The organism is Novosphingobium sp. KN65.2 (genome assembly GCF_001368935.1).
In the GTDB taxonomy this organism is placed as follows: domain Bacteria; phylum Pseudomonadota; class Alphaproteobacteria; order Sphingomonadales; family Sphingomonadaceae; genus Novosphingobium; species Novosphingobium mathurense.
In genome coordinates, this window is the sequence record NZ_CCBH010000186.1 from 33,207 (window position 1) to 58,621 (window position 25,415).

27 protein-coding genes and 1 pseudogene are annotated in these 25,415 nt (G+C 60.1%); 23 read left to right on the forward strand and 5 right to left on the reverse strand.

All coding sequences use genetic code 11. The features are described 5' to 3' along the window. Window positions 1–313: 313 nt before the first annotated feature. Genes SPHV1_RS19045 through SPHV1_RS19055 form a run of 3 tightly spaced genes read left to right on the forward strand, consistent with a single transcriptional unit; the run spans window position 314 to window position 3,431 of the window. Window positions 314–1,942, forward strand: a complete 1,629-nt coding sequence (locus SPHV1_RS19045) for an ATP-dependent acyl-CoA ligase (RefSeq protein WP_054947584.1) — start codon at window positions 314–316, stop codon at window positions 1,940–1,942. Next, the gene (locus SPHV1_RS19050; RefSeq protein ID WP_054947585.1) at window positions 1,939–3,114 is read left to right on the forward strand and encodes a thiolase family protein; all 1,176 of its coding nucleotides are present in this window, start codon (window positions 1,939–1,941) and stop codon (window positions 3,112–3,114) included. Before SPHV1_RS19045 ends, SPHV1_RS19050 begins: the two co-directional genes overlap by 4 nt. After that, window positions 3,111–3,431 carry a Zn-ribbon domain-containing OB-fold protein gene (locus SPHV1_RS19055; protein WP_082431070.1) on the forward strand — a complete coding sequence of 107 codons (321 nt, stop codon included), beginning with the start codon at window positions 3,111–3,113 and terminating at the stop codon, window positions 3,429–3,431. The genes SPHV1_RS19050 and SPHV1_RS19055 overlap by 4 nt, the downstream gene beginning before the upstream one ends. Window positions 3,432–3,616: 185 nt before the next feature. On the opposite strand, the gene SPHV1_RS19060 is transcribed toward SPHV1_RS19055, so the two are convergent. Continuing rightward, window positions 3,617–5,008 (reverse strand): NAD(P)/FAD-dependent oxidoreductase, encoded by a 1,392-nt coding sequence (locus tag SPHV1_RS19060; RefSeq protein WP_082431071.1) that lies wholly within the window; start codon window positions 5,006–5,008, stop codon window positions 3,617–3,619. 157 nt (window positions 5,009–5,165) lie between these two features. Between SPHV1_RS19060 and SPHV1_RS19065 the strand changes: the two genes are divergently transcribed. After that, entirely contained in the window at window positions 5,166–5,648 is a 483-nt protein-coding gene (locus tag SPHV1_RS19065; RefSeq protein WP_054947588.1) for a MarR family winged helix-turn-helix transcriptional regulator, read from the forward strand. A gap of 261 nt (window positions 5,649–5,909) precedes the next feature. On the opposite strand, the gene SPHV1_RS19075 is transcribed toward SPHV1_RS19065, so the two are convergent. After that, window positions 5,910–6,515: a TetR/AcrR family transcriptional regulator gene (locus tag SPHV1_RS19075; protein WP_054947590.1), complete on the reverse strand. Its 606-nt coding sequence runs from the start codon at window positions 6,513–6,515 to the stop codon at window positions 5,910–5,912. 149 nt (window positions 6,516–6,664) lie between these two features. Here SPHV1_RS19075 and SPHV1_RS19080 point away from each other — a divergent pair, with 149 nt between their 5' ends. The 5 genes from SPHV1_RS19080 (at window position 6,665) to SPHV1_RS19110 (ending at window position 12,803) form a co-directional block, all read left to right on the forward strand. Continuing rightward, entirely contained in the window at window positions 6,665–7,900 is a 1,236-nt protein-coding gene (locus SPHV1_RS19080; RefSeq protein ID WP_054947591.1) for an NAD(P)/FAD-dependent oxidoreductase, read from the forward strand. Then, window positions 7,897–8,808 carry a sugar phosphate isomerase/epimerase gene (locus SPHV1_RS19085; RefSeq protein WP_054947592.1) on the forward strand — a complete coding sequence of 304 codons (912 nt, stop codon included), beginning with the start codon at window positions 7,897–7,899 and terminating at the stop codon, window positions 8,806–8,808. The genes SPHV1_RS19080 and SPHV1_RS19085 overlap by 4 nt, the downstream gene beginning before the upstream one ends. Further along, on the forward strand, window positions 8,801–9,202 hold the full coding sequence (locus SPHV1_RS19090; protein ID WP_054947593.1) for a DUF6379 domain-containing protein: 402 nt from the start codon (window positions 8,801–8,803) through the stop codon (window positions 9,200–9,202). The genes SPHV1_RS19085 and SPHV1_RS19090 overlap by 8 nt, the downstream gene beginning before the upstream one ends. Window positions 9,203–9,305: 103 nt before the next feature. Next, window positions 9,306–10,433, forward strand: coding sequence for an MFS transporter (locus SPHV1_RS19095; RefSeq protein ID WP_197277751.1), 1,128 nt, complete (start codon window positions 9,306–9,308; stop codon window positions 10,431–10,433). Window positions 10,434–12,005: 1,572 nt separating this feature from the next. Next, window positions 12,006–12,803: an exonuclease domain-containing protein gene (locus tag SPHV1_RS19110; RefSeq protein WP_197277752.1), complete on the forward strand. Its 798-nt coding sequence runs from the start codon at window positions 12,006–12,008 to the stop codon at window positions 12,801–12,803. A 170-nt stretch (window positions 12,804–12,973) separates the two neighbouring features. On the opposite strand, the gene SPHV1_RS19115 is transcribed toward SPHV1_RS19110, so the two are convergent. Continuing rightward, window positions 12,974–13,639: a TetR/AcrR family transcriptional regulator gene (locus tag SPHV1_RS19115; protein ID WP_231634754.1), complete on the reverse strand. Its 666-nt coding sequence runs from the start codon at window positions 13,637–13,639 to the stop codon at window positions 12,974–12,976. Window positions 13,640–13,760: 121 nt separating this feature from the next. Here SPHV1_RS19115 and SPHV1_RS19120 point away from each other — a divergent pair, with 121 nt between their 5' ends. The 5 genes from SPHV1_RS19120 to SPHV1_RS19140 all read left to right on the forward strand — a co-directional run bounded on the left by SPHV1_RS19120 (window position 13,761) and on the right by SPHV1_RS19140 (window position 19,884). Further along, window positions 13,761–14,678: a sugar phosphate isomerase/epimerase gene (locus SPHV1_RS19120; RefSeq protein ID WP_054947597.1), complete on the forward strand. Its 918-nt coding sequence runs from the start codon at window positions 13,761–13,763 to the stop codon at window positions 14,676–14,678. Next, window positions 14,671–15,075, forward strand: a complete 405-nt coding sequence (locus SPHV1_RS19125) for a DUF6379 domain-containing protein (RefSeq protein ID WP_054947598.1) — start codon at window positions 14,671–14,673, stop codon at window positions 15,073–15,075. Before SPHV1_RS19120 ends, SPHV1_RS19125 begins: the two co-directional genes overlap by 8 nt. 78 nt (window positions 15,076–15,153) lie before the next feature. Continuing rightward, complete coding sequence (locus SPHV1_RS19130) at window positions 15,154–17,520, forward strand: TonB-dependent receptor (RefSeq protein ID WP_054947599.1); 2,367 nt, start codon at window positions 15,154–15,156, stop codon at window positions 17,518–17,520. 91 nt (window positions 17,521–17,611) lie between these two features. Beyond that, window positions 17,612–18,547, forward strand: a complete 936-nt coding sequence (locus SPHV1_RS19135; RefSeq protein ID WP_054947600.1) for an alpha/beta hydrolase — start codon at window positions 17,612–17,614, stop codon at window positions 18,545–18,547. 2 nt (window positions 18,548–18,549) lie between these two features. Then, on the forward strand, window positions 18,550–19,884 hold the full coding sequence (locus tag SPHV1_RS19140; protein ID WP_054947601.1) for a family 1 glycosylhydrolase: 1,335 nt from the start codon (window positions 18,550–18,552) through the stop codon (window positions 19,882–19,884). A gap of 255 nt (window positions 19,885–20,139) precedes the next feature. Here the strand turns inward: SPHV1_RS19140 and SPHV1_RS24570 are convergent, their stop codons facing one another. Further along, complete coding sequence (locus SPHV1_RS24570; protein WP_231634755.1) at window positions 20,140–20,370, reverse strand: TolC family protein; 231 nt, start codon at window positions 20,368–20,370, stop codon at window positions 20,140–20,142. Between the two features lie 39 nt (window positions 20,371–20,409). Between SPHV1_RS24570 and SPHV1_RS19145 the strand changes: the two are divergent. From SPHV1_RS19145 to SPHV1_RS19155, 3 genes and pseudogenes are all read left to right on the forward strand, one after another. After that, window positions 20,410–20,775, forward strand: a pseudogene (locus SPHV1_RS19145) (integrase core domain-containing protein); the annotation flags it as partial. Window positions 20,776–20,986: 211 nt separating this feature from the next. Then, on the forward strand, window positions 20,987–21,247 hold the full coding sequence (locus SPHV1_RS19150) for a CopG family ribbon-helix-helix protein (RefSeq protein WP_054947602.1): 261 nt from the start codon (window positions 20,987–20,989) through the stop codon (window positions 21,245–21,247). Further along, window positions 21,244–21,543: a type II toxin-antitoxin system RelE/ParE family toxin gene (locus tag SPHV1_RS19155; protein ID WP_054947603.1), complete on the forward strand. Its 300-nt coding sequence runs from the start codon at window positions 21,244–21,246 to the stop codon at window positions 21,541–21,543. Before SPHV1_RS19150 ends, SPHV1_RS19155 begins: the two co-directional genes overlap by 4 nt. A 230-nt stretch (window positions 21,544–21,773) precedes the next feature. Here SPHV1_RS19155 and SPHV1_RS25110 read toward each other — a convergent pair whose 3' ends face one another. Next, a complete protein-coding gene (locus SPHV1_RS25110) occupies window positions 21,774–21,977 on the reverse strand; it encodes a hypothetical protein (RefSeq protein WP_139384082.1) in 204 nt (67 codons plus the stop codon). Window positions 21,978–22,278: 301 nt separating this feature from the next. Here SPHV1_RS25110 and SPHV1_RS19160 point away from each other — a divergent pair, with 301 nt between their 5' ends. The 6 genes from SPHV1_RS19160 to SPHV1_RS19185 all read left to right on the forward strand — a co-directional run bounded on the left by SPHV1_RS19160 (window position 22,279) and on the right by SPHV1_RS19185 (window position 25,391). Continuing rightward, window positions 22,279–22,635 (forward strand): DUF3768 domain-containing protein, encoded by a 357-nt coding sequence (locus SPHV1_RS19160; RefSeq protein ID WP_054947604.1) that lies wholly within the window; start codon window positions 22,279–22,281, stop codon window positions 22,633–22,635. After that, window positions 22,635–22,835 (forward strand): hypothetical protein, encoded by a 201-nt coding sequence (locus SPHV1_RS19165; RefSeq protein ID WP_054947605.1) that lies wholly within the window; start codon window positions 22,635–22,637, stop codon window positions 22,833–22,835. Before SPHV1_RS19160 ends, SPHV1_RS19165 begins: the two co-directional genes overlap by 1 nt. Further along, entirely contained in the window at window positions 22,832–23,152 is a 321-nt protein-coding gene (locus tag SPHV1_RS19170) for a hypothetical protein (protein WP_054947606.1), read from the forward strand. Before SPHV1_RS19165 ends, SPHV1_RS19170 begins: the two co-directional genes overlap by 4 nt. A 213-nt stretch (window positions 23,153–23,365) precedes the next feature. Continuing rightward, complete coding sequence (locus tag SPHV1_RS19175) at window positions 23,366–23,869, forward strand: DUF736 domain-containing protein (RefSeq protein WP_054947607.1); 504 nt, start codon at window positions 23,366–23,368, stop codon at window positions 23,867–23,869. 155 nt (window positions 23,870–24,024) lie between these two features. Next, window positions 24,025–24,465 (forward strand): hypothetical protein, encoded by a 441-nt coding sequence (locus tag SPHV1_RS19180; RefSeq protein ID WP_156367394.1) that lies wholly within the window; start codon window positions 24,025–24,027, stop codon window positions 24,463–24,465. A 590-nt stretch (window positions 24,466–25,055) separates the two neighbouring features. Continuing rightward, window positions 25,056–25,391, forward strand: coding sequence for a single-stranded DNA-binding protein (locus tag SPHV1_RS19185; RefSeq protein ID WP_054947609.1), 336 nt, complete (start codon window positions 25,056–25,058; stop codon window positions 25,389–25,391). Window positions 25,392–25,415: the final 24 nt, after the last annotated feature.

A 25,415-nucleotide genomic window follows, 5' to 3' on the forward strand; every position in this document is an offset into this window, starting at 1 on the left:
GGTCTCACCTCTATGGGGCTTCGACGAATCCACCCGGCTTTGGCCCTCTCGGCCGATTTCAGGACTTCTTGCTTCTGAACCATCAAATCGGCCGCAGTTTCGAACTTCCCCATTCCCTTACAAGCCCGTTCGTCCTTCGCATACATGGCGTTGCGCCACAGGCGTCTGGACCGGATCCAAGGAAGCTCGTCAGTCTGTTACGATACAGCAAGGCCACCTTCGGAAATTTACTTGCATATGCAACAAGAATCGTTCAGTCATTTCGTTGCCGGGGCAGTGCAGAGCCCCGCTAGCAACATGTAGGCGGGGGGCCATGAAAGACAGTCAGCGCATTCAACAGGTTTCTGAGAACACCTTGCGCACCATCCCTGCCATGCTCCGTCGGTGCGCTGTAGACGGCGGCGACAAGACGTTCCTGAGCATAAGCGGACTCCAGCTCACCGCTGCGCAGCTTGAAGACAGGGCTGCCCGAATGGCGACTGTCCTTGAAGCGGCAGGCGTGGGGCCGGGTGATCGTGTCGCCATTCTTTGCGGCAATCGCGTAGAGCTGTTCGACCTGCTGCTGGGCTGCGCGTGGCTGAACGCGGTTGCGGTCCCGATCAACAAGGCGTCACGCGGGCCGCAGCTCCACCACATCCTTGCCAATAGTGGCGCGCGACTGCTGGCGGCCGAGGCCGATGTCCTCCCCGCGCTGGACCATATTGCACGCGAGGGTTTGGCACTGGAGACGCTGTGGGTTCTGCCGGAGCAGGGCGAGGTTCCCGCTATATCGGCAGACTGGGACGTCGAACCGCTGCCGCCGCTCACGACACCTCGCGAGCCTGTGCCGTGCCAGCCTTCGGACACGGCCATGATCATCTACACGTCAGGGACGACCGGGCCATCCAAGGGCGTTTGCTGCCCCCACGCCCAATTCTACTGGTGGGGCCATCATTCCGTCGAGATTCTCGAGCTGACGGCCGACGATGTTCTTCTCACCAGTCTGCCGCTCTTTCATGTGAACGCGCTAGCGACGGTGTTCTCGGCCATGTTGTCGGGCGCGTCGGTCGTGGCTCTGGAGCGCTTTTCGGCAAGCGGCTTCAGCAAGTCGCTGGTCGAGCACAAGGCGACGGTGACCTATCTGCTCGGCGCAATGGTATCCATCCTGCTGGCGACCCCCGGGCACCCGGAGGATAACCGCCATCGCGTGCGGCGTGCGCTGGCGCCCGGCGTCCCGCGGCATTTTCACCAGGACTTCACCGACAGATTCGGGATCGGCCTGGTTGATGGCTACGGATCGACGGAAACCTGCTTCGTGATCGGGGACAAGGTGGCCGAGGGCAAACCCGGCAGCATGGGGCGCGTGCGCGATGGGTTCCAGGCGAAGGTCGTGGACGAATGGGACAACGAGGTTGCCGACGGCACACCCGGTGAATTGCTCATTCGGCCGGAGCAGCCGTTCTCGACATCAAGCGGCTATTTCCATCTGCACGAACAGACCGTTGCAGCCTGGCGCAACCTCTGGTTCCATACCGGCGATCGTGTCTATCGCGATGAGGCAGGTTACTTCTACTTCATGGACCGGATCAAGGACGCCATTCGACGCCGGGGTGAGAATATCTCCGCCTACGAGGTCGAGCAGGTTCTGTTGAGCCATCCTGCGGTGGCGATTGCAGCAGTCTATTCGGTCGACTCCGAACACGGTGAGGACGAAGTGATGGCATCTGTGGTGCTGACCGAAGGTGCCGACCTTTCACATGAGCAATTGTTGGATTTCTGCCAGCCGCGAATGGCCTATTATGCGGTTCCGCGTTTCGTGCGGTTCGTGAACGAACTGCCCCGGACGGAGAATGGCAAGGTGCAGAAGTACAAATTGCGTGAAGAAGGCATTACGGTCGATGCCTGGGACCGCGAAGCAGCAGGCTACAAGCTCATTCGCGACGCCAGGCGGCATAAGGCATGACGAGCGTGCAGGATTTCGCCGGCGTTGCCGTAGCGGTGCCTGTAACGGTCCCGTACAGCCGGTTCAGCGACAGGGCCGCGCCGTGGTGGATCGGCAGCGCCCTTCGCGAGCTGCTCAAGCAGAGCGGGCTGCGCAAGGAGGAGATCGACGGCCTTGCCGCGACTTCCTTCACGATGGGGAACGATACTACCGTTGCGCTGACCGAGCATTTCGACATGTCTCCGCGCTGGATCGAGTGGCTGCCTACCGGTGGTGCGAGTGGGGTGATGGCCCTGCGCCGCGCAGCCCGTGCCATTCAATCGGGCGATGCCAACGTGGTCGCCTGCATCGCGGGCGACACGGCCAACCCCGAGAGTTTTTCGAAACTGGTCGCCAATTTCAGTCGGTTCTCCGATGAGTCGGCCCGACCGTACGGCGCGCCAGGGCCTAACGGGGTATTTGCCCTAATTACTGCCAACTACATGCAGAGATTCGGTGCGACCCGCGCAGATTTCGGTGCGATCGCCGTAGCCCAGCGTGCCAATGCGCAAGGCAATGCCAATGCGCTGCTGGGATCCAAGCCTCTGGATCTTGACGGTTATCTTGCAGCGCCGCCCATTGCTGAACCGCTGCACCTGTTCGACTGCGTGATGCCTTGCGCTGGGGCAGAAGCCTTTCTGGTCATGTCGCAGGAGAAAGCGGCAAGCCTGGGTCTGCCCCATGCGATCATTAAAGGGGCGATCGAGCGTCATAATGCCTTTTTCTCCGATCCAGTGGCTACGCGGGGGGGCTGGTTGCAGGATCGTGACCAGCTTTATGCGCAGGCCGGTCTTGGCCCGAACGAGGTGGACTGCGTGCAGGTCTATGACGATTATCCTGTGATCGTCGCCATGCAACTGGAGGATCTGGGATTCTGCGATAAGGGTGAAGCTCCGCAATTGCTTCGGTCTCGTTCACTGCGGGTCGATGGCGACCTGCCGGTCAATACCTGCGGTGGGCAGCTATCATGCGGGCAGGCTGGTGCGGCAGGTGGCTTCCTGCCAGTGGTCGAGGCGCTGCGGCAAATAACCGGGCAGACCTTGGGCCATCGCGTCGCCGATGCGCACATTGCGCTCGCGAGCGGCTACGGCATGGTGGTTCACGACCGCTGCCTTGCGACTGGAGCGGTTATCCTGGAAGGGGCAGGCCGATGATCGACGTGCAATCCTGCCAGACCTGCGGCCAACTTCAATACCCGCGACGCGATGTATGCCGTAATTGCCTGTCGGATGATCTGGTGGACAGTGCTGTGGTCGACACCGGCACCATTCTTGCCGTGACGACCTTGTGGCGCAGTAATGAACCGCGTTTCGCGAGCAAGCTGCCGCTGTATATCGCCAAGGCCGATCTGGACTGCGGCATTCATGTCATCTGCTTTGCCGCAGCGGATATGAAGGCGGGCGACAAGGTTCGTGTCTCGGGCAATCTTGATGAGACCGGACAGAAGATCTGGATTGCCCACAGCCTTTAGGCTGTGAGGCTCAGTCTTGGGCGCGGCTCATTTGCCATCGGGTGTGTGACCAGCCTGTCCCGGCTCAAATGCCATCGCTCTGGCTCCGCGGACGCATGTGGGCTTACGGATAGCCGGTTTCGCCGAGCTGCTTGTATGAGCCTCGTTACCGCACGAGACCGGTGCGTAACTCGTTCGATTTCCGATTATTGCTGTTTACAATGAGTCGCTGCTTCGTCAGCAGCCTGGTGACCTGTTTCGATGGCGCCGTCGATCCAACCTATCCACCGCATCGCCAGGTCAGAGCCCGCGAAGCTGAGCCGTCCTTCCGGACTGCGTAACCCCGTTGCATGGCGCGAGAGTTGGCCGACCGGGCTCGCCACCCAGGCTCCGCGCGCAAAGGGGTCGGCGCTCCAGTCGTGTGCAAAGGTGGCGATGACATTTGCCGAGGGAACATGTTGATGAACCGCTCGCACGACCGCCTGGTGGTCTGCTACGTCGATCAGGTTTGGTGGTGATGTGAAGCCCACGAGTATGCTCCGGCCAGGCAGGCGGTATTCGGTCTGCAGAAACAACAGGTCTGTATCGCCGCCGAAAGAGGAGATGTCCTCCTCCAGGTTATCTACCATGATCCAGACCTTGCCCATGCGACCGGCATGGCCCCGTTCAGCGGCATCGCGCTTGGCAACATTGAGAGGGGGAGAGAAGGTGATCGTTGACCACAGTGTTACCGGCACGGCCAGCACCGCCGCGCCGGCCGCATACCGCTCACCGCTTGCGAGTGTGACGGCAATATCATGGGCAGTCTGTTCGATCGACGTGACGACCGAGTTGAGCCGGACGGTTTCGGCGCCTGCAGCCAGGGTCGCGACCGGTTCGGCAGTGCCGTCGCGGAAACGGGTCGTCACCGATGCGAACCATGCGTATGGACTGTTGTCGTAAGCGGCCACGAGCGAAAGGGCCATCAGCGCTGACCAGTCTTCGACCGCAGCGCCTGAGCCGATCCGGGCATAGGCGGAAATGAGATCATAAACCCGCTGGGGCAGATCCATTCGTTTCAGGTAATCGGCGACGGATATGTCGAGGTCAGCGAGGTTTTGCTTGTCGCGCGGACGGCTCGTGTCGATCCGGCGCGCATCGAGGCCGATCTGGAAAAGCGCACGCTCGAAGGCGTAGCGTTCGTCGGGCGATATCGGAAAGGCATCTTCGTCCTCGCCACCAAAATGCCAGAGGAACTTTAGCGGCCCGACTTCGCTGCCTGCCAGTTGCCAGCCGTAACGTTCGATCTCGCGCCCCACTTCTTTCATATATTGCGGCATGACCCAGGTTCCGCCAAGCTCGACTTGCTTGTCGGTGCCCGGAAAAGTCTGGAAGTATGCGCGTCCGCCCAGTCGGTCGCGCGCCTCGAGCAAGAGCACGCTCTTGCCTTTCTCCTTGAGGTCACGTGTGGCGATCAGCCCTGCAAACCCGCCTCCGATGACGATGACGTCGTAGAGCTTCCGTTCAGTCATCCCTTGCCCTCCAAGACCCAGCGCATGTCGACGGCCCATGACCATCACACGGCAGCTATCTAAGGCGTGGATCGGTGCCAGCTCCATACCGGTTCCGCTGTCAGGTGTTGCTTTAACGGCAACAGTCCGACTGGTTCGCCGTGAGGGCGATGTCCTATTGCTGTGGCTGGCGCGCTTTTGTAGGCAATGGAAAGGCCTGCCATCGCGGCAGGCAGGTGCAGGAAGGAAGCTCAGGCTGTCTGGGATGTCGATGGTTGATGATGGCGAGCGGCTGCCGGCCGCAATGGATCCCGTGGAAACTGAGTTCGAGATCCACAGCTGGCCTTTCTATCATCTTGCCCGCCTCACCGCCATTTATCAGCAGCGGATGGACGCCTCACTGAAGCCGCTGGGTGTGGACGTACCCCGCTGGCGCGTGCTTGCCCTGCTTCAAAAGCATGACAAGTGCACCATCACGCAACTGTCGATGGAAGCTGTCACCAAGGTCTCCACCATGGCCAAGATCATCCAGCGCATGACCGCCGAAGGGTTGATCACCACCCAGCCCTCGGCGGAGGACGCCCGTTCGACTGAAGTCATGCTGTCGGAGCGGGGCAGCCAATTGCTGGAAATCGTGCAGGAGAAGGTCAGTCGGATCGGGCGGCAGGCTTTTCACGATGTAGCCGATCAGGAAATCGACGACCTCAATCGTCTTTGCGAACGGATGTATTCGAACCTGGCTCCCTGATCCGAATGCCATTTCATGCGTGCGTTGTATCGTATTGGTCCGTGCTCACAGTATGCCAACCAAGGCTGCGTGCTTTTGTGAATACCGGCATTCTTCGAATGTGTTGAGAGGCTGCAAGTTCTCGCGCCTTTTTATGACCACGTCGGCCGCTGCCGGCTTACAGAAAAGGAGTCTCTTGAACGGAAGGAGCAATGGCCGGAGTTTCTGCCGCAAGAAGTGGACGTCCATGGCTTGAACCCTGTGAGAGCGGTTTGCATCTTGTCACTCTCCGAGTGCAGCCCTTGCGCTACGCGCTACCACGGTTCGATCGATGTCTGCTGATTCCCTGCTTTCAGGCTCATAGGGCTGGATCAGTTGCTTGTTGCGCAGAAGTGCAAGCCCGTAGATCGTGGACCAGAACCCCATCACGCGCATGGATCTATCGTCGAATGGGGCGTCGGGCATCGCTTTCGTGATTGCTCCCAGCAACGCTTGATACCCTCTTTGCTGATACTCGAGCAAAGCCGGATCAAGCGTCGGGATGGTCAATTCGCTCTCATACATCAGTTCAAGCATGCGGGGCTGCTCGGCAGCGAAATCGAGGAACGAATGCCCCATCATTATCAATTGATCGAGGGGCGAGAGGGCCTTGGCGTCGATCGCTTGCGCTCGCCCAATCAGATCCTCAAAGCCTTCCATCGCGAGCGCAAGGAGAAGGGCCCGACGATCCGAAAAGTGGTGATAGGGTGCGGCGGTAGTAACGCCGACCTGTTGCGCGAGCGATCGAAGAGAAAGCGACAAATGTCCGTTCCGTGAGACGAATTCGCGGCCAGCCTTCAGGAGGTCGCGCCTCAGGTCTTCCTTGTGGTAGCTCTTAGCGCGCGCCATTGCGTTTCCTCACTTTTCCCATGCCTCAAACCCCTAGCAACCTTCCTTTGACCGGCAAGCTTTCAAATTGAGGCTTGTCACCAATTTGAGCGTCGCTTAGATGAATCTAAGCACCGCTGAAATTGCAAGTGATTCGGAAGGGAAGAAGGATGAACGGCTCCAAAGGCCGCATTGCTATCGTTGGCGCAGGGCCCGCCGGTATGGCCGCTGCTCTTGCTGCGATCAGGCTCGGTTTCGATGTCACGTTGTTCGAACGCGCGAAGGAAATTCGGGCGGCTGGCAACATCCTCAACCTGTGGCCGCCGCCACAGAAGGTGCTGAAGCTCATCGGCGTCGATACCGAGGATCTCGGTGCGCCGTGTCACACGTACTTCGAGAACTCCAGGGGCAAGCGTCGCGCTGACGTCCAGCTGCCGGCTGAAGTCGAGGCGGAGTACGGAGGCGGATTTATCGGCCTGCTGCGCTGGGGTCTTTACCAGCGCATGATCGACGCGATTCCGCCGGGCGTGGTGAAGCTGGATCATCAGCTCACTCACATCGAAGACAAGGGTAATTCCGTTCGGCTCAAGTTCGCCAATGGTCTCAGCCACGACGCGGACGTGCTCATCGGCGCCGATGGCATCAACTCGTTCGTGCGCAAGCACCTGTGGGGTGACAAGCCCATTCGCCATCAGCGTTTGCACCTCGTCGGCGGCTACCTCTTCCTCGACGAAGAGCCGCAGGGAGTTGGCATTCTCGCGCACAATCGAACCACGCAGGTCAGCTACACGCCGATCCGCCATGAGGGGAAATGGGGGTACGAATGGTGGGTGCTGGAAGCATGCGACCCTGACGCGCCCCCGCCGGAGGACCTTATCGGCTTCTGTCGGACCCGCGCAAAGGGCTTTTCGAAGACCGTGCGCGATCTGATCGAGGCCACTCCGCTCGAGCACATGCAGCGGTGGGAAATCCGCGACAGGCCGCCTCTCAAGGCCTGGAGCAAAGGTCGTATCACGTTGGTCGGTGACGCAGCCCACCCGACATCGCCTTATGCGGCCTACGGCGCAGGCATGTCTATCGAAGACGGCTACTTCGTGGCGCGTGAACTGGACGCGGTATCCTTGTCCGATACGGCTGCAGTTCGATCGGCACTCGTCGCGTTCGAAACACGGCGAATTCCCCACACCGTACAGATTACCCAAGGTGCCTATTTCACCGGCAAGATCTTCCATCATTGCCCGGCGTTCCTGCGGCCGCTTCGAGACTGGGTGTTCGACAACACGCCATTTCTCCAGAAGATGGTCGGCGATGAAATGCCGGCACATATCCTATCGCAGCTGGCCGAGATCGAAGATTGCGAGCCTTATGTCCCGGTCCACAAGCGAGTGAAGGAGCCCGCGCTATGAGCGGTTTCAAATACGGCGTGTCGCTATACAGCTACACCGATGACCTCGGTACGGTCATGACCCTGGAAGATGCCTTCGATCATGTCGCTGAGACAGGATCCACCGGCATCGAGATCCTCGGCGAAGCCAACATTGCCGGATACCCCGAACCGTCCAGCGCCTGGCTCGACAAGTGGTTCGCCCTGATCGACCAGTACAAGCTCGAGCCAACCAACATGGCTTCGTGGCTCGACACCTGCCTGACGCTTGATCATACGATGAGCGTCGAGGAGGGGGCTGCGCAGGTCGCGCAGGATCTACGGCTTGCAGATCGCCTCGGGTTCAAGTTCATTCGACCCAAGTTCGGCGTGATCGACGAAGAGTTGACGCCCCATCCCATCTGGGAAGCGACGATCGAACGCAATCTCGATCTCGCGAACAAGCTGGGTATCGTGATCGTCCCGGAAATCCACTCTCCGACCCCGATCAAGCACCCGGTCACGGATGCCTACATCGAGTTCATCGAGCGTACCGGGACCAAGAATTTCGGCATCATGATCGACACTGGGATCTTCCAGGACCGGCCGTTGCCCTATTGGCCCGGCGAGACTCCGGAAATCCGCGCTGCCGCTCTGAGCTTCCTGGACGGCATCAAGGTGCCGGTGGAGCACCTTGCCGACGTGATCCAGTACGTGCCCTTCATTCAGGCCAAGTTCCATCATATCGACGAGAACCTGCACGACCACCACATTCCTTGGGAGAAGGTGATCCCGATGCTGAAGAAGCTCGGTTATACGGGCTATCTTTCCAGCGAATATGAAGGCGTGCGCGATCCCTGGGTCGCAATTGAACAGGTGCGCCGCCAGCACTGTCTCATCCGTAAACTCGAACGCGAAGCAGAAGCCGCGCAGGAGAAGCTCGATGCTTGAACGCACCCACATCCAGAGCAGCGGCTTTCGCAATACTGGGGAGCCCGGTGCCTATGACGGTTTTCAGGTCCGTCTGCGCCAGCCAAACTATCGTGGGACGCGTCTCAGTCTGCTGGCAGGCATCGACATCACGGTCGATGGAGAGACTTACCGATCGGTCGATAACCGGTTCGTCGTTGGGGGCCGCGAATACACGCATGCTGAACTGCTTGCTGCCACCGAAGATCGCTGGGAAGTTGGCACCTACATGACCGTGCTGATCAAGCGACCGGAGGGATTGCAGGCGGGCGTGCACGATGTGTCGAGCGAGATTGCCTTTCGGCATCCCTACTTTCCGCCGCAGTTTCAACCGACGTTCGTGCGGGACAACCGCAAGATCACGATAATTATCTGACCTTCAGAAAGAGTATAGGGGAGAGCGGGACGTGACAGCCATTAGGCAGCCGCAATTTGCGCCGCCGACGCAGAAACGCGCAGGAGCAGGCCAGGGCATCGTCGTGGTGCTGGCAGGATTCCTGCCTATCCTTGCGATTGTTGCCCTGGCGCCGGTCGTACCGCGGATGATCGAGCAGTTTGCATCGGTGCCCGGCGCCACGACGCTCGTGCCATTGGCCGTCACCGCGCCGGGCCTGATGATTGCGCTGTTTTCTCCGCTCATGGGGTGGCTCGCGGACCGGTATGGCCGGCGCCGGCTGTTGCTGGTGTCGACCTTCATCTACGGTATTGTCGGTGTTGCGCCGTATTTTCTGTCTGACCTCACCGCAATCTTTGCATCCCGATTGGCTCTGGGGCTCTGTGAAGCGGCGATCCTGACTGTCACCAATACTCTGATCGGTGACTATTATGCGCAGGATCAGCGCCGGACATGGTTGATGTTCCAGGCCGCGGTCGGCCCCGTGTTCGGCGTTTCGGTCCTGACATTTTCCGGATATCTGGCGGCGATCAACTGGCACGTGCCCTTCCTGATCTACGCCGTCGCACTGCCGATCTTTTTAGCGATGCTGGCATTCATCTATGAGCCGGACGTCGAGCATGCACGCGGTTCGCATGACAATGGCGCTGCGTTTCCCGTTCGCCACGTCGTGCTTTCCGGTGCTGTGACCCTCGTGTCGGCAAGCCTGTATTATGTCTATATCGTACAGGTTGGATTGGCGTTCGGCGGAATTGGTGTGACGTCGCCAGAAACTGTCGGGATGCTGATCGGCATCGCCAACATCGGCGTGTTCCTCGGCGGCCTGCTTTTCAAGCCCATCTCCGCAAAGTTGCCCTCCTCATGGCAGATTGCCATTTTCCTTTCGCTCATGGGAGCAGGAATGGCCGGAATCGGCCTGGCCCGCAGCGAGCAGGTCATGACGCTGGCTGCTTGTCTGCAACAACTTGGCGCCGGGATCCTGATCCCTGCTCTGGTGCTGTGGGCGATGAACGGGCTTCCGGCGCAGCACCGTGGCCGCGGAATGGGGATCTGGAGCGCGTGCTTCTTCCTCGGACAGTTCACCAGCCCGCTACTGGTTACCGGCGTTGGTGCATTTACAAGCGGAATTGGCGGAGCGTTCTTGGCACTTGGCGTTGCCGCACTGCTCGGCGCACTCGCCGCGCGGGTTTTCGCCCGACCGATCGATGCCTGATCAATAACCGAACAGCAGAACCATTGTGACGAGAGAGAGACGATGGCTGCTTCCGGAATTCAGAGATAGTTTGCTGTGACGACGGCGCTGGCGATGAGAGGATTCTTTGTCAGTGCCGTTGCTCAGGTTTAGGCCGCTGCATAGGAATCCAGCGGTTGCCACTCAGGCAAGTTCATCGTCTATAAGGCAACGTTGGGCGTAAAGCGTCTGACAGGTGTTCGGCTGTGAGACCACCATCGACTTTGATGCTTTCAAATGCAGCCAAATGAAAGACCTGCGCTCGGTGCCCTGGCGCGCGCGGCGTCTCCTGGCCGGCCACAATAGCTCGGTAGCGATCTGAGGCCCCTCCATACGTCGCCACTGCTGTGCCGGGTGCTGGCCGTGCTTCTCGTGCAACGATTCCAACAAGGAATGCACGTGGTGCCTTGATTGTGTCGAAGGCCGAAAACTGGAATGCGTGCCTGTTTCTTAAGAATGGCTTCAATTTCCTTCGACGGGTATCGATCGAATGGGAAAGTGGTGCCGGTATCAATGCAGGCCATCTGACTCACTCTCAGCGTTGAACCTACGACCAAATTCGCATGGTTGGCGTGTTTCTTGGCCCTAACGTCCGTGCCATCCTTGGCTTGGCCTTGGCCCGGTAAGACTCTGTCTAGCAATGGCGTGAACACATGTGAGCTCTCCTAGTTTCCAGATCTTCAGGCCAGCTCTGTCCTTCGCTAAAGGGAAGGAGCAATCTGTCCGCGCAAGTGGGCTCGCCTACTTGGATTGGCGATGGTAACAGCCGGCAAACGTTTTCCAGGATAGGACATCACCATTACCGAAGAATGTGACCATATGCTCGGTAGATCGCAGCGGCGGTTGCTGCGCAGGATCTACAATGGCCGCACAGTTCCCATCATCGTCGATGGTCAGCCGTTTCTGAGCTACAAGGAGGCAAGCCGCCATCTTTTGTCTTTGGCGCCTGACGAGCGAGAGAGAGTCTACCTGGAAATGAAAAACAGCGCGGCCAGAGAGTAGGGTTTCAGGCTCGGATCGCGCTTATCCCCTTGGCGCAATGATCAATTCAGGTTGCGCCGATCAGGCACTGCCGGGTTCAGAAGGCAAATTGGCACAGATCGTTTCTGCAGCCGCGTTGGCTTGTGTGGCAAGCTCGCTTAATGCCTTCGCGGTGTCTCGCAGAAGACCGTCGCTGATTGGCCGCTCGCCATTGACGAACCGCCGGACGGCGCGCTCATCTATCCTGAGGCGTCTGCAAAAAGCTGTTGTCCCACCAAGAAGCTGGACACAGTAGGCGAAGTGATCCTGTCGATCTTGCATATCGGGCATCATAACTTGTCTTGCGATTGAGGCAATGTTGGCACGCTGTCATCATTCCGGCCATATCGAGGGCTTTGCAGATTCTCTCGCTTCGGTGGGGGGCCGTGTGAGGTTTTGCATGTCTCGTCCATTGCATCGGGCACCATCGCGCCGTGAAGGCCGAGCTGCTATGGGATCGCCATGAAGCTTTCTGAACCAAACGATCCCTTTGCTTCGGACGATGCGTCGATCGGCGAAAATCCGGACTTCGTCGTGGTCGACGTCGAGACATCCTGTGCGCGGGTCGGCAGCATCTGCCAGATCGGCATTGTCGGCTTTCGGGACGGACAAGAGGTTTTCGCTTACGAAACGCTTATCGATCCGCAAGATGAATTCTCCCCATTCAACATTGGCATACATGGCATTTCGCCGGTGCATGTTGCAGGCAAGCCAACCTTCAGCGGTATTCATGGCATCGTTGTTGAGCATCTGACCGGTCGGGTCACGGTTGCACATTCAGGGTTCGACAAGGGCGCCCTTGCTGCAGCCTGCCAGATCGGCAACCTACCCTATATCGAAACGACCTGGCTGGACAGTGTTCGCGTGGCCAAGCGGGCGTGGCCGCAGCTTCCCAATCACCGCCTCAACACGCTCGCCCAACATCTGAAAATCCACCACCGCCATCACGATGCGCTCAGCGATGCGCGGGCTGCGGGCGAAGTGATCGTCAGAGCGATCGAGGATACTGGTATCGACTTGCAAGGCTGGCTGGCGAAGCCCGCAAAACCCGGTAAAGCTCCGCGCGCCGCCGACACTGGCCCCCTGAAAGGCCATCGCATCGCAATCCTGGGCGAACGGCGGGATGGGGCCTTGGCCGAGCTTTTGGCGGCACACGGCGCACGCGTGGTTTCAAGGGTCAGCTCGACCACGACGATGCTTGTCGTAAGCACCCACCAGCCTTTCGGTTGCTGGGAGGCGGCGCAGGCAGAGCAACGCAAGGCTGAAAAACTGCGCGACGCTGGCGGCGAAATCGAGATCGTCACCGAAGCGGAATTGCGCGCCCGGCTTTGAGCGTGCAGTATAGGATGCTCCGCATATCCTGATCCGGTGACCGGTTCCGTTTGCCATGCTTGACCGTCACACGGACCTTGAGTTGCTGCAAAGGGGCCTTCGATGGCCGTGGAGGGCAACTCGAATGGATGGCTGCTTAATTCACATCGTTACAAATATATAACCGCAAATCAGGCAAGCAGGCGTAGCGCCTGTCGGACAACTTGCGGTGCCAGGTCATCCGGCGCCGGCTCCAACGGATGCGCACGGAGCATCGCGCGATTCGATTGAAGTGCGAAGCCGAAGATCGCGCTCCAAATCGTGGCAATGCGAACGGCGCGTTCCTCTTCGGAAAGATGCAGTGCACGGCGGGCGACTTCGCGGCGAAGTGACTGGAAGCCTAAGTCCTGCGCTTGGGCCAGTTCGGGTGAAAGCGTCGGCCGTACAAGCTCGCTCTCGTACATTAGCGTGAAGAGGTTGGGGTTCCCGCGCGCAAATCTGATGAACCCCATGAAAGTCTTGAACAGGGTGGTGTCCTCGCCCTTATCGGTTGGCTTGAGATCGGAATCGCCGACAGCGGTTTCATCGAACATCTGCCGGTAGCCTTCCAGTGCAACAGCGGTGAGCAGAGCTCGGCGATCCGGGAAGTGATGATAGGGTGCCGCAGAGGAGACTCCGACCTCTTCGGCCAGTCTGCGCATGGACAGGCCTTCATGTCCTTCGCGGATCACATAAGATACTGCCGCGGCCAGAAGCTCCGCCCGCAGGTCTTCACGATGTGACGGTTTTCCGCGCCTTTCACGGTTAAAGGCCTTTGTTCCCATGCCACACCTATGTGACCTTTTCTCCGCTTCCACAAGTGTGTCACCAGCTTATTAAGCGCCACTTAATTCGTTGCTTGCCACGAAATCGAGCAGCGCTTAATAAGGGGTCATATTAAGCATCGATCAATTGAGTCTGTGCGAGAGGGAGAGAGTGGTGGCAAGCTTCCGCTACGGTGTTTCGCTTTACAGCTACACTGATGACTTCGGGACGGTGATGACGCTGGATGACGCGTTTGAGCATGTCGCGGACACCGGCTCGACGGGTGTCGAGATTCTGGGCGAGACAACCGTGCCGCTATATCCTGAGCCGCCGGCAGCGTGGATGGACCACTGGTTCGCCCAGCTCGACCGTTACAAGCTTGAGCCGACCAATTTCGCCTGCTGGGTCGATACGCGTATCCAGATCGGCCGCAACATGAGCGTCGAGGAGGGCGCTGCCCAGATTGAGCAAGACCTGCGGCTGGCACACAAACTGGGTTTCAGGTTCATCCGCCCGAAATTCGGTGTGATCGACCACGAGCTGACACCCGATCCGATCTGGGAGGGCGCGGTGGAGCGCAACCTCGATCTCGCTGCTCAGCTTGATCTGGTGATACTGCCCGAAATTCATTCGCCAACGCCGATCCGCCATCCGGTTACTGAAGCCTATGTGAATTTCATTGAACGTACCGGCACGAAGAACTTCGGTTTGATGATCGACACTGGCATCTTTCAGGACCGTCCGATCCACAAATGGGGTGGCGGCGAGACGGAGGAGATCAAGAAGGGCGCCCTGAGTTTTCTCAACGGCATCAAGGTGCCGGTCGAACACCTTGAGGACGTGATTCAGTACGTGCCCTTTATCCAGGCGAAGTTTCACGATATTGACGAGAACCTGCACGACCACCAGATTCCGTGGGAGCGCATAGTGCCGATGCTGAAGAAGCTCGGCTACTCCGGTTATCTGTCCAGCGAATACGAGGGCGCGCGCGATCCGTGGGTCGCGATCGAGCAGGTCCGCCGTCAGCATGCGCTGATCCGCATGCTGGAAGATGAATATGACGCTGCCAACGCGGAGACGGCACATGCTTGAACGCTCCCATATCCAGAGCACGGGCTTTCGCAACTTTGGCCCAGAGAATGCAAGGGCCGGCTTCGAGGTGCGCATCCGCCAGGCCAACTACCGGTCCTCGCGTCTCAGCCTGATTGAAGGTGTCGACATTACCGTCGATGGCATACTCTACCCGGCCGAGAACAATCTATTCCGGCTGGGCGAGCATGAATACACGCATGCTGAGCTTGACGACGCGACAGAGACCCGGCTCTATGTGGGCGACTACTTTACTGTCGTCGTGCCAAAGCCCGGTGGCCTGGCGCGAGGCGTACATCTGGTCGGTAGTGCCATCCGATATCGACACCCTTATTTCCCGCCGGAGTTCCAGCCGGTGATTGTCCGCAACGAACGCCATGCAACGATTATCATGCCCTGATTGAGGGGACTGCCGGATGCGCGGACCGGCCAGGCAAGAAGAAGACATCCGCGGAAATGTTCAGAGGAGGAGAGATTTATGAAGTCAGTCAAGAAGATACGGCTCGTGCAGTCGGCGTCTATTGCCGCCATTGCGCTGTATTCATCCATGCCCGCATTCGCGCAAGAACAGCGGCCTGAGGAAGGTGCGATCGGCGACATCATCGTTACTGCCCAGCGCCGTAGTGAGAACGTGCTCAAGGTTCCGGTCAGCGTGACCGTCGTGAGTTCGGACCAGCTTATCCAGCGCGGCGCAAACGATCTCTCCGCCGTGACGAAGCTTGCCCCCAGTCTGCAGGTCGCGCAGGATAACACATTCTCGGTACGCGGCGTCGGTACCGCTACTTTTGCCAACACGGTCGAAGCAAGCGTCTCGCAAGTGGTCGACGACGTGGTGCTGGGTAATCGCGAGTTTGCGTCGAACGCGTTCTATGACGTTGCACGCGTAGAAGTGCTGAATGGGCCGCAGGGGCTGCTTTTCGGCAAGAACGCCTCGGCCGGTCTCGTCAACATAACCACCAACAAGCCGAAACTGGGCGAGATGTCGTTCAGCGCCGATGGCGAACTGGTGCAACGCGAACGTCCGGGCGACAACGGCACCGGCTATCAGTTGCGCTCGACACTGAATTTGCCGATGGGGGACAGGGCCGCCCTGCGCTTCAACGCGATCTACAGCGATCAGGACCCGATTACCGTCTCGAACGTAAATCCCGCCGTGCGTAATGACCTCGGTCTGAAAAATGTGGGCCTTCGCGCCAAGTTGCTGTTCGAGCCGACTGACAACCTTTCGATCTACGTCATCGGGGACTACAACCTCCAGCGTGGCATTACTGGCCGCTACGACATTACCTTCCGCGAATTCGGGTCCGGCAGCCAATATCCGGCCCGCGGTCTTGTCGCAGGTGAGGATAACCTTAACTTCGCAGCAGAAGCACCCAATTATCGCGACAGCGGGACCGGTGGAATCCAGGCCAATATTAGTCTCACATTCCCGAATGGCATGGAACTGAGCAGCATCAGCGCGTGGAAGGAGGCGAAGAGTAACTATCAGTTCGATTCCGATCAGACGCCCTTCAACTTCTTCAGCTACAACAGTTCCGACCAGAAGTATGATCAGTACTCTCAGGAGTTGCGCCTTGCGTTGCCCAGCGGCAATCCACTTTCGGGCCAGTTCGGCCTGTATTACTTCCACTCCAGCTCCACGGCCGATGGCTTCCGCGGCGGTAACAACGGCGTGCCGGATTTCGTGGCGATAGGCTTCCCGTTCTGTATCGGCGCAACGGTTACGGCCGGTCCGCCGCCGGCGTGCGGCGTCAGCAACACTTCCTTCCTCGGGCAGGACTATGACTACCGACTGAAGCAGAACAGCTATGCCGGCTTCGGCCAGCTGAGCTACCAGGTGACAGATACGGTCAAGCTGACTGCCGGCGCGCGCCTGACTTATGAAAAGGCGCGGATCGCGCTGCAGGAGAACTTCGGTCAGTACTTCGTGACTCTGGGCGTGCCCCAGAACGTATCTAACGAAAGCACAGACGCCACCGATCTCAGCTACAAGGTTGGCGTTGACTGGCAAGCGACGCCTGACCTCATGGTCTATGGATTTTATGGCGAAGGCTTCAAGGGACCGGGCTTCTCGAATACGTCACCCGCGCCGAATGCCGAGCTGGCGGTGCGGCCGGAGATTTCGCGCGGGGGCGAGCTGGGCGTCAAGGGCAAGGCGCTTGATGGCGCCGTGACGTTCAGCCTGTCGGGCTTCTACACCAAATTCTACGACCTGCAGGTTCAGGCCTTCGTCCAGTCGCTTCGCACGTTCGTGCTGAGCAACGCGGCCACTGCCACGACCAAGGGCGTTGACTTCTCGTTCCAGGCACATCCTTTCGACGGACTGACCCTCTCCGGTTCGGCGGCTTACGTCGATGCCAGGTTCAATGACTATCCGGGCGCCCAGTGCTTCCCGACGCAGACGACGGACGGCTGCAAGGCCGACATCAATTCGTCGCTGCCTGACTTCGTCGGTACGTTCAACGCCAAGGGATACCGGTTGCCGCTTTCATCGCGCTTCACCGCAGCGCTTGGCGCGGAGTATGCCGCTCCGATCTCGGATTCCCTCGAAGCGCAGTTCGGGGTCGGCTACTATCACCGTTCGCCGCAGTCGGGGGGCATCGGCGCGGCATTTACTATCCCCACCTGGGATACGATTGACCTGCGCGCGGGCCTGAAGGCCAACAACTGGACCATCAGCCTGTTCTGCAAGAACTGCACAAATGAGGTCCGCCCGATCTCGATCGGTTCGGATGGCGGCGACGCCAACCCGGTTGGAACTGCCGATCCAGTGCTGACGCTCAATCAGCGCTTCAGCTTTGATTCGGTCCGAACCATCGGAGTGCGCGCCGGGGTCAATTTCTGACGCCTGTGAACGGAGCAGGGGCCGCCGAGCTGCGGTGGCCCCTGCGGCTCTCGATTTGTGCAACGCCAATCCGTTGTTGATGAAGAAAAGGATGCGTCTGATTCGTTACCGCAAAATCCGGCTGGCACTGACTGGCGCTTGCCTGGCCGTTCTGGCCCCTTTGTCTGGCGTCCAGGCGCAGTCCGGCATTCCGACTGAAACGGTTGCGGCTCCTGCGCAGCCCAATACCGTTGTCCTGCCAACGGCCGAGAAAGTTGATCGCGAGATCTGGCATCTGAACGAAACCGGCCGCTATGCCGTTCGCAACGTGACACAGCCGACGCTGACCGCGTTCCGGCCGGTTGGCAAGCCTTCTCCTGCAAGCGTGATTATCGCGCCCGGCGGTGCATTCCTCGGCCTGGAGATGGACAAGGAGGGCTGGGAGGTCGCCCGCTGGTTCGCCAATCATGGCGTGACTGCCTTTGTCCTGAAATATCGCACTTTGCCGACGCCACCGGATCAGAAGCTCTTCGTGAGCGAACTCGACAAGATGATTTCCGGACAGAAGAGCGTTCTTTCTCCGCCGTCGGACACGCCGGCCCAGGCGCTGGCCGATGGACTGGCCGCGCTGCGCTACGTGCGCCACCATGCGGCAGAATACGGCATCGTTCCCAGTCGTGTGGGTTTTATGGGATTTTCCGCCGGTGGTTTCCTGTCCCGCAGCGTCGTCGAGAAGGGCGCGGCCGACAAGCCTGATTTCGTTGCACCTATTTACCCGAACATGGGGCCGATGGTCGTCCCGGCCGATGCCCCACCGATGTTTGTTGCCATTGCGGCCGATGACTTCCTTCTCGCTCGCCAGACGGGTCTGCCCTTGCTGGAAAGCTATCGTGCCAAGGGGAAGTCGATTGAGTTTCATCTGTTCTCATCGGGCGGCCATGGATTCGGTGCTGGCCCTGTGGGCTCACCTGAAGAAAGTTGGTTGGACCTGATGTACCTCTGGATGCGGACACAAGGGCTGCTCACAATGCAGAACAAGGATAAGTGAATATGATCGATCGTCGCAGCCTCATCGCATCAGCAGCCGCACTCGGCGCGACCGCGGCGATTGACGGCACTGCGCTGGCTCGTGCCGCAAAGCCGCGACCGGTCGATCCCCACTTCCCGCAGGGCTTCCTGTGGGGTGCCGCCACGGCTGCACACCAAGTGGAGGGCAACAACCTCAACGCCGACTTGTGGGTGATCGAAAATGTGCCCGGTACGATCTTTGCCGATCGGTCAGGCGATGCCGCCAACAGCCTCGAACTGTGGCCGGTCGATCTCGATCTCGTGAAAGGCATGGGCCTGAATTCCTATCGCTTCAGTCTTGAATGGGCACGGATCGAACCGGATGAGGGGTATTTTTCCAACGCCATGCTCGATCATTACAAGGCGATGATCGACGGTTGCCGCGCGCGCGGGCTCAACCCCGTTGTCACCTTCAACCACTTCACCACGCCGCGCTGGTTTGCGGCGAAAGGGGGCTGGCACAATCCTGAATCTCCTGCGCTGTTCGCGCGATTCTGCGAACGTGCCGCTCGACATCTGGCCGAGGGCATTGCCCTGGCGACAACTTTGAACGAGCCCAATCTTGCCGGCGTGATTGGTGAGATCCTGCCGCCGGAGCTCCTTGCCGGGGATCGCGCTACGCAGGAGATGGCGGCGAAGCAGCTCGGAGTGCCGCTCTATACGCCGGGAGTCACGCTCTATGTGAAGGACCCCAAGACCTATCGTGCCAACATGATGGAAGCCCATCGCCGGGGCACGGCTGCGATCAAGGCGGTGCGCAGCGATCTTGATGTCGGCGTAAGCCTTGCGATCCTTGATGACCAGGCCATCGGCAAGCACTCGATGCGCGATACGATCCGCGAGCGGTATTATGGTGAATGGCTGCGTCTCGCCGCCCGGACCTGCGACTTTATCGGCGTGCAAAACTACGAACGCAAAGTCTGGAACGACAAGGGCGCTTTGCCGCCTCCGGCCGATGCCCGCCTTAATGCCGGGGGGGCGGAGGTCTGGGCGGGCTCGCTCGCAGGTGCGGTAAGCTATGCTTGGGAAGCCACCAAGTTGCCGGTCTACGTGACCGAGCACGGCGTCAACTCAGACGACGATGGGCTGCGTCAGTGGCTGATTCCTGCCGCACTTACCGAACTCAAGCGTGTCATGGATTCCGGTGTTCCGGTGCGCGGCTACTTCCACTGGTCTCTGATCGACAACTTCGAATGGGGCTTTGGATATCACCACCGTTTTGGTCTGCATTCCTTCGATCGTGAAACCTTTGAGCGCACTGCAAAGCCTAGCGCAGCTGTGCTGGGGGCGATTGCGCAGAGCAACAGCCTGTCGTGATCTGGCATTGAATTGGCACTACCGACTGCGAGCGCGACCCATCGCCAAGTGAACAGTGGCTGTCGCCACCCTTGAAAAGCTGCGTGGGCGCGTCTGTCCGTTTGGGCATGATCGTGCACCTGCTGGTTCTGTCATCGGTCGGTATGAGAAGTCCTGCAGCGTTCAAGAACCTGCCGGAAGATCACGGTGCCCGCTTCATGTATAGTCCACCCCCTCTACGGGGCACCATTGCTCTACGACCTTTCACTGGATCTGCTACTGCAGGTCCAGGCGAAGCGCACTTGCGTCGGCTGTTGCCGCGGCGAGCTCTGCCCGGTCGGCTGCGATCCTTGCTCGGGCTTCGATCAGCTTTATCTCCGCATTGGTCGCGCTTTCCTCGCGTTGATTTACAAGGAAGAAGTCGCTGGAGCCAAGGTCGAAGCGACGCCGCTCGGCGCTGGCCAGTTGCTCTGCCAGAGTGCGTTCCCTTTCCATTGTTTCGACCAACTAGCCAGCGGTCTCCTGTGCCAGCGCCAGCAGCGATTGATACTCTCGGACAATGGGCCCAGCTATGTCGCGGGCGAACTGACCGCCTAAATCGAGGCGCAGTCCATGAGCCATGTGCGCGGCGCCCCCTTCCATCCCCAGACCCAGGGTAAAATCGAACGCTGGCATCAGACCTTGAAGAACCGCATCCTGCTGGAAAATTACTACCTGCCCGGCGATCTCGAAGCACAGATCGAGGCGTTCATCGAGCACTATAACCACCAGCGCTACCACGAGAGCCTGGGTAATGTGACGCCTGCTGATGCCTACTTCAGCCGCGACCGGCAGATCCTCGCCCAGCGAGCCGCCATCAAGAAACAGACCATCGAACATCGCCGCTTGCAGCACCGCAAGCTTGCCGCCTAAAAGCCAACCCAAGACGAGGCCCGCTCTCCGTTACCGCGCCACCAAATTTGCGCCAAATGTTTCGACGACGGACACGGAAGAACACCGTCATCCGCCCTGCCGCGAGCCCATGGCTGCGCTGCTTTTCGACCACTCCAGGTTCACAGGCTGACTAGAAGACACAGGCGGGCAGTTGTGTTACGATGTACACAACTAGTCAAAGGAGCGTGAAATGGGTGCCAGTACGACGATGACGATCCGGGTGACCTCCGATCTCAAGGAGAAGCTCGGCCGCCTCGCACAGAATACGCGCCGCACGAAGTCCTATCTCGCCGCCGAAGCCGTCGAGGCTTATGTGAATCGCGAATTGCAGATTATCGAGGGCATCCAGCGGGGGCTTGCCGACATGGAGGCGGCCAGAGTGACGCCGCACAAGGAAGCGATGGACCGGATTGACGCCGCGATCACGGCCGCAAGCAACAATGCTGCATGAGGTATGTGCAGTGGTCTCACGACGCGCTCGATGATCTGGAAAAGCAAGTCGTCCATATTGCAAGAGACAACGTGGCTGCCGCGCGACGGGTCGCGAAACGGATACGCGAGACCGGCGATGCGTTGGGCGAGTTTGCGACCGGCCACCCTGGCCGTGTCCGCGGCACCTACGAGAAATCCGTCAATCGGCTTCCTTACATCGTCGCCTATGCGCTGAGCGACGATGATACGGTGCTGACGATACTCCATGTCATCCATACCTCACGCGACTGGCTTCCTGGCGATTGGCCAGAATGACGGAAGATGAACCGGTTAATTTTCTTCGCGTCGCCTTCTACGATCAAGCGCTCAGCCGCACTCAGCGGACCTTCTTTTAATTAACGGCGGATCGAGGCCTTGCTTTCCCGTGCTTGCGCCAGATCACTAGCCTTGGGCACGTTGAAATCGTATCCAGCACACGCCATCTGGTGCGGGCACGCGCTCCAAAATGGATTGGAGCAATAGAAATCTCCGAGATCGTAGTAGGCTTAGGGATCGTCCGACTTACGGGCGATGGCGTCATGGTCGATGAGTACCGCCGCCATGTGCGCCATATGGTCGGCCTGGGCGATCGAGGCCGCCAGACGCGTCGGGCGGTGCGAAGGCAATGCATCGTCGCCATCGCCGATGCCTGTCCCCGACATCGAGTAGCCCTCGACACGCATGACATATCTGGCAGCGGGACTTTCCACGAGCCATTAGCCCAGATCAATCGGTTCCTCGATGTCGTCGCCCGCCGGCGAGGGGAAACCGGCAGGGACCCTGACCGCCAGGGACATGAGTTCGCAAGGCGAACATTCAACCGACACATCGTGAAGGCGCAGCGCAGCAAAGCACTTCAAACCGGATTCGAATGAACAGACGATCCGCCTGTATAGCAGGCGGGAACATAATGGGAGCATGCAGCGTCGACCTGGCGCCGAACTGAACCTGTCCACGGCCGGAAAAGCGAAGGGGGAGGGGGCGAGGTGCAGCAACCAAAAGGAGCCGGACATGCTCGCACCTTCCCTCAGCACCACCGAAACCATCGCCAAGCTGAACGATCGCGTACGGCAAGGCCTCGACTGCCAGGCCAGGATTGTCATCACCGCCAACCTCCTGGCGCAGGTCAGCGATGGCACGCCGCGCAGCCAGATCATCGCCCAGGCCAAGGTCCTGCGCGCCGTCCGGAACTGCACGTTCAGCAGCGACAGCCCCGAACGAGACCTCGCCTTCTTCGAAGTCGACGGAAAGCGGGCTTGCTTCAAGATCGACTACTACGATCTCGCCCTTGAATATGGATCTGACGATCCGGCTGACGCCTCGGTCACCCGCCGCGTCATGACCATCATGTCGCCGCAGGACATGTGATGCGACCGACCAGGCCCGCAACCCTTGCGACCAAGCGCCGCATCGACAACGCCTTGCAGTTGATGCGGCAGGCCCGCAAACTGCTCAGGGAGGCCGGCTGCGCCAAGGCCTCCCTGAAGATCAATTCCGCCATCAGCAGCGCCGAAGGTGCCCGTCGTCATTGTGACCGCAGGCCGATCCACGAAGGAGCCGCGATATGAGCCGCTACGAACTGCAAACGAGACGCGGATCCGGCGCCAGCTTGGCATCGATCGGATGGGATCGCCCACTGCAGACGTACTTTGTCCAGGTCCACAGGGTGGAAGACGACGAGGAAATCGCGTTCATCAAGCAAGGCACCGTCTTCCAGGAACTCCCAAACCCCGCAGATGCCCTGCGATTGATCGAACCGTACTGCGATGCACCCGATGACCTCGCCAAGCGCCTCGAGATTGACCGCCTCCAGACACTCGCAGACGGAGACGGTCCTGCTCAGATCGCCGCGAAGAACTTCATCTCGCGCGCGCCTCGGCGCTGATCCGCAACAAACGGCTTCAGACCTACGCCATGTGCGTGATCCGGCTGCGTGCCGCCTCTTCCTGACCCCTCCAGTCTCTGCCCTGACGCTCGCCCCTTCGGGGCCGAGCGGATCGCGCGCGGGCGCGGTGCCGGGCCTGAAACGGCCCGGGGGAGGAGGGGGAAGGGGACTGGTGGTCCGGGCAGTGGGTTCGGACACATCTGGAGAAGTAGCATGAGCACGAACATCGGCGCCCTAAAGGCGAACGAAGACGGCATCCACATCGGGCGTATCGCCACCCTGGGCTTCAGCGCCCTGATCGCCCTTCGCGAAGTCAACTCGAACAATGAACGCGCGCCCAGCTTCGACGTCATGGGCCTCTCGCCCGACCGCCGGACCTGGGTGAAGGTCGGCGCCCTGTGGGAATACACGGCAACCGGCAGCGGCGAAGTGTTCCTCTCGGGCCGCCTGGACGACCACACCATGGAACGTCCCCTGGACGTTGCCCTGTTCCGCCAGCAGGACGGCTCCTACAACGTCAGCTGGCGCCGACCGCAGACGCGCCGGGCTGCGCCGGCTCTGGGCAACGAGGCCCTGCCGCCGATGCCTCTCGCCGGCGCCGACGAACCCGTCGACGGGACCGGTGAACCGGTCGGCGACGGCCTTGGTGACAGCACCGCTCCGGCACCGTCCTCGCGCCGCAAGGCCGCCGCTCCGAAGGAGGACCTCCCGGCCTAAGCATCTCGAACACCGGCGTTAACCCCCCGCGCCGGTGGAAGGCCCGCCTTCCTCTCCCCTGGGAAGGTGGGCCTTTCTTTTTGCTGCCTGCTCCTGCGCCATCATCGCACGAAAAGGCGAGGGGGAAAGAGGCGGCATCAAATCAGGAGATGAAGATGCCCTACTACATCGAAATCGGCGCAGCGCCGTGGAACGAAGACTGCGCCCAACTTGGCCAAACCCCGGACTTCGCGACCATCAATCGTCTCGAGGTCGACGCGTACCGCGGGGCCATGATCGCCGCCTACGGCCCTCCGCCCAAGGGCATTACGTTCGCCATCCGGTCCAACCCCCACGATTTCGGGACCTACCGCGAACTGGCCGTAAAGGTTGACAAGAACGACTTCGAAGACGCCACCGCTGCCGAATACCTCGACAAGCTCGAAAACGGTCTGACCTCCTGGATCAGCGCGGGGTTCACTGCTCCCGTGAGCTACCTTCCCGGTGCCCAGACCAGAAGAAACGCGGCCAATGTCAACGATCTTATCCGCAGCGCCATGATGGTCACCAGGCCCTTGTCGGACGGCAGATTCTTCCCGGCTTCAAACTCAACCTAAGGCGGATGGGCAACACCACGCACCGCCCGTGGACATCACGCCACGACACGGGCGAGCACGCGCATCCCGTACACAAGCCTCGCGGCCGCCCCAGCCCATTGGCCTCAAAGTTCGCGCGGGCGAGGCCCTAACACGTGGCTGCGCACGCCCATGCCCATGCCGCGCGCGATCACAGCGAGGAATCGCGGGCACAGAGCCGGCCAATTGCGAGGTCAGAACCCCCGACCTTGCCGAAGGCGAGCACGATCGGTCGCGATCACGTCGTCGATCCTTCAGCGAAACCTGCCAGGCAATCACAGGCGAGGGGGCCTGAACACAAACGGCTCTGACCACGGTCGTCGATGCCTGTTCGCTGGACAGCCTCAGAAAGTTCGGCGGAACCGACCGCCTTCGCCAGTGCCCCTTGCCCCCTGCCGGTCACCTACCCAACCCCGGCGTCCCGGGCCGTGTTGCCCGCGCTGCGCGGGCTGCCCGCACCACCCCGGTCCTTAGGGGTTCCCCTTCGCTTCGCTGCGGTGGGTAGGCGCCCGCCCGGGGGCTCAACAGGGGCACCGGCGGACGGTCCGCCGACACAACTGGAGACTTACGAAATGAACAACGTCAACCTGGTCGGGCGCCTTGCCAAGGACCCCATCGCCCGCGACTTTAGCGACACCCGCATCACCGAAGTCATCCTCGTGACCGAACGCCCCCGCATCCGCGACGGCAAGGTCGAGAAGGATCCCGAAACCGGCTACCCGGTCAAGGACGCCGAGTTCCACAAGGTCACCATCTTCAACGGCATGGGCATGGGCGTGCGCAGCCACAAGAAGAAGGGCGACGTGCTCGCGATCAACGGGCGCATCCACTACAGCCGCTGGAACGATGGCGAAGGCCAGACCCGCTACGGCTGCGAGATCATCGCAGAGGAAGTCGAGTTCCTCTGACCCGTGAAGGGGGGGGGGGGGGGG

Coding starts and splice junctions, on each gene's coding strand:
- SPHV1_RS19065 (WP_054947588.1), top strand. CDS start 5,166: ATGTCGATGGTTGATGATGGCGAGCGGCTGCCGGCCGCAATGGATCCC.
- SPHV1_RS19185 (WP_054947609.1), top strand. CDS start 25,056: ATGAACAACGTCAACCTGGTCGGGCGCCTTGCCAAGGACCCCATCGCC.
- SPHV1_RS19055 (WP_082431070.1), top strand. CDS start 3,111: ATGATCGACGTGCAATCCTGCCAGACCTGCGGCCAACTTCAATACCCG.
- SPHV1_RS19155 (WP_054947603.1), top strand. CDS start 21,244: ATGAGGTATGTGCAGTGGTCTCACGACGCGCTCGATGATCTGGAAAAG.
- SPHV1_RS19050 (WP_054947585.1), top strand. CDS start 1,939: ATGACGAGCGTGCAGGATTTCGCCGGCGTTGCCGTAGCGGTGCCTGTA.
- SPHV1_RS19140 (WP_054947601.1), top strand. CDS start 18,550: ATGATCGATCGTCGCAGCCTCATCGCATCAGCAGCCGCACTCGGCGCG.
- SPHV1_RS19165 (WP_054947605.1), top strand. CDS start 22,635: ATGCGACCGACCAGGCCCGCAACCCTTGCGACCAAGCGCCGCATCGAC.
- SPHV1_RS19130 (WP_054947599.1), top strand. CDS start 15,154: ATGAAGTCAGTCAAGAAGATACGGCTCGTGCAGTCGGCGTCTATTGCC.
- SPHV1_RS19170 (WP_054947606.1), top strand. CDS start 22,832: ATGAGCCGCTACGAACTGCAAACGAGACGCGGATCCGGCGCCAGCTTG.
- SPHV1_RS19135 (WP_054947600.1), top strand. CDS start 17,612: ATGCGTCTGATTCGTTACCGCAAAATCCGGCTGGCACTGACTGGCGCT.
- SPHV1_RS19175 (WP_054947607.1), top strand. CDS start 23,366: ATGAGCACGAACATCGGCGCCCTAAAGGCGAACGAAGACGGCATCCAC.
- SPHV1_RS19085 (WP_054947592.1), top strand. CDS start 7,897: ATGAGCGGTTTCAAATACGGCGTGTCGCTATACAGCTACACCGATGAC.
- SPHV1_RS19045 (WP_054947584.1), top strand. CDS start 314: ATGAAAGACAGTCAGCGCATTCAACAGGTTTCTGAGAACACCTTGCGC.
- SPHV1_RS19080 (WP_054947591.1), top strand. CDS start 6,665: ATGAACGGCTCCAAAGGCCGCATTGCTATCGTTGGCGCAGGGCCCGCC.
- SPHV1_RS19090 (WP_054947593.1), top strand. CDS start 8,801: ATGCTTGAACGCACCCACATCCAGAGCAGCGGCTTTCGCAATACTGGG.
- SPHV1_RS19125 (WP_054947598.1), top strand. CDS start 14,671: ATGCTTGAACGCTCCCATATCCAGAGCACGGGCTTTCGCAACTTTGGC.
- SPHV1_RS19180 (WP_156367394.1), top strand. CDS start 24,025: ATGCCCTACTACATCGAAATCGGCGCAGCGCCGTGGAACGAAGACTGC.
- SPHV1_RS19060 (WP_082431071.1), bottom strand. CDS start 5,008: ATGGAGCTGGCACCGATCCACGCCTTAGATAGCTGCCGTGTGATGGTC.
- SPHV1_RS19075 (WP_054947590.1), bottom strand. CDS start 6,515: ATGGCGCGCGCTAAGAGCTACCACAAGGAAGACCTGAGGCGCGACCTC.
- SPHV1_RS19160 (WP_054947604.1), top strand. CDS start 22,279: ATGCTCGCACCTTCCCTCAGCACCACCGAAACCATCGCCAAGCTGAAC.
- SPHV1_RS19150 (WP_054947602.1), top strand. CDS start 20,987: ATGGGTGCCAGTACGACGATGACGATCCGGGTGACCTCCGATCTCAAG.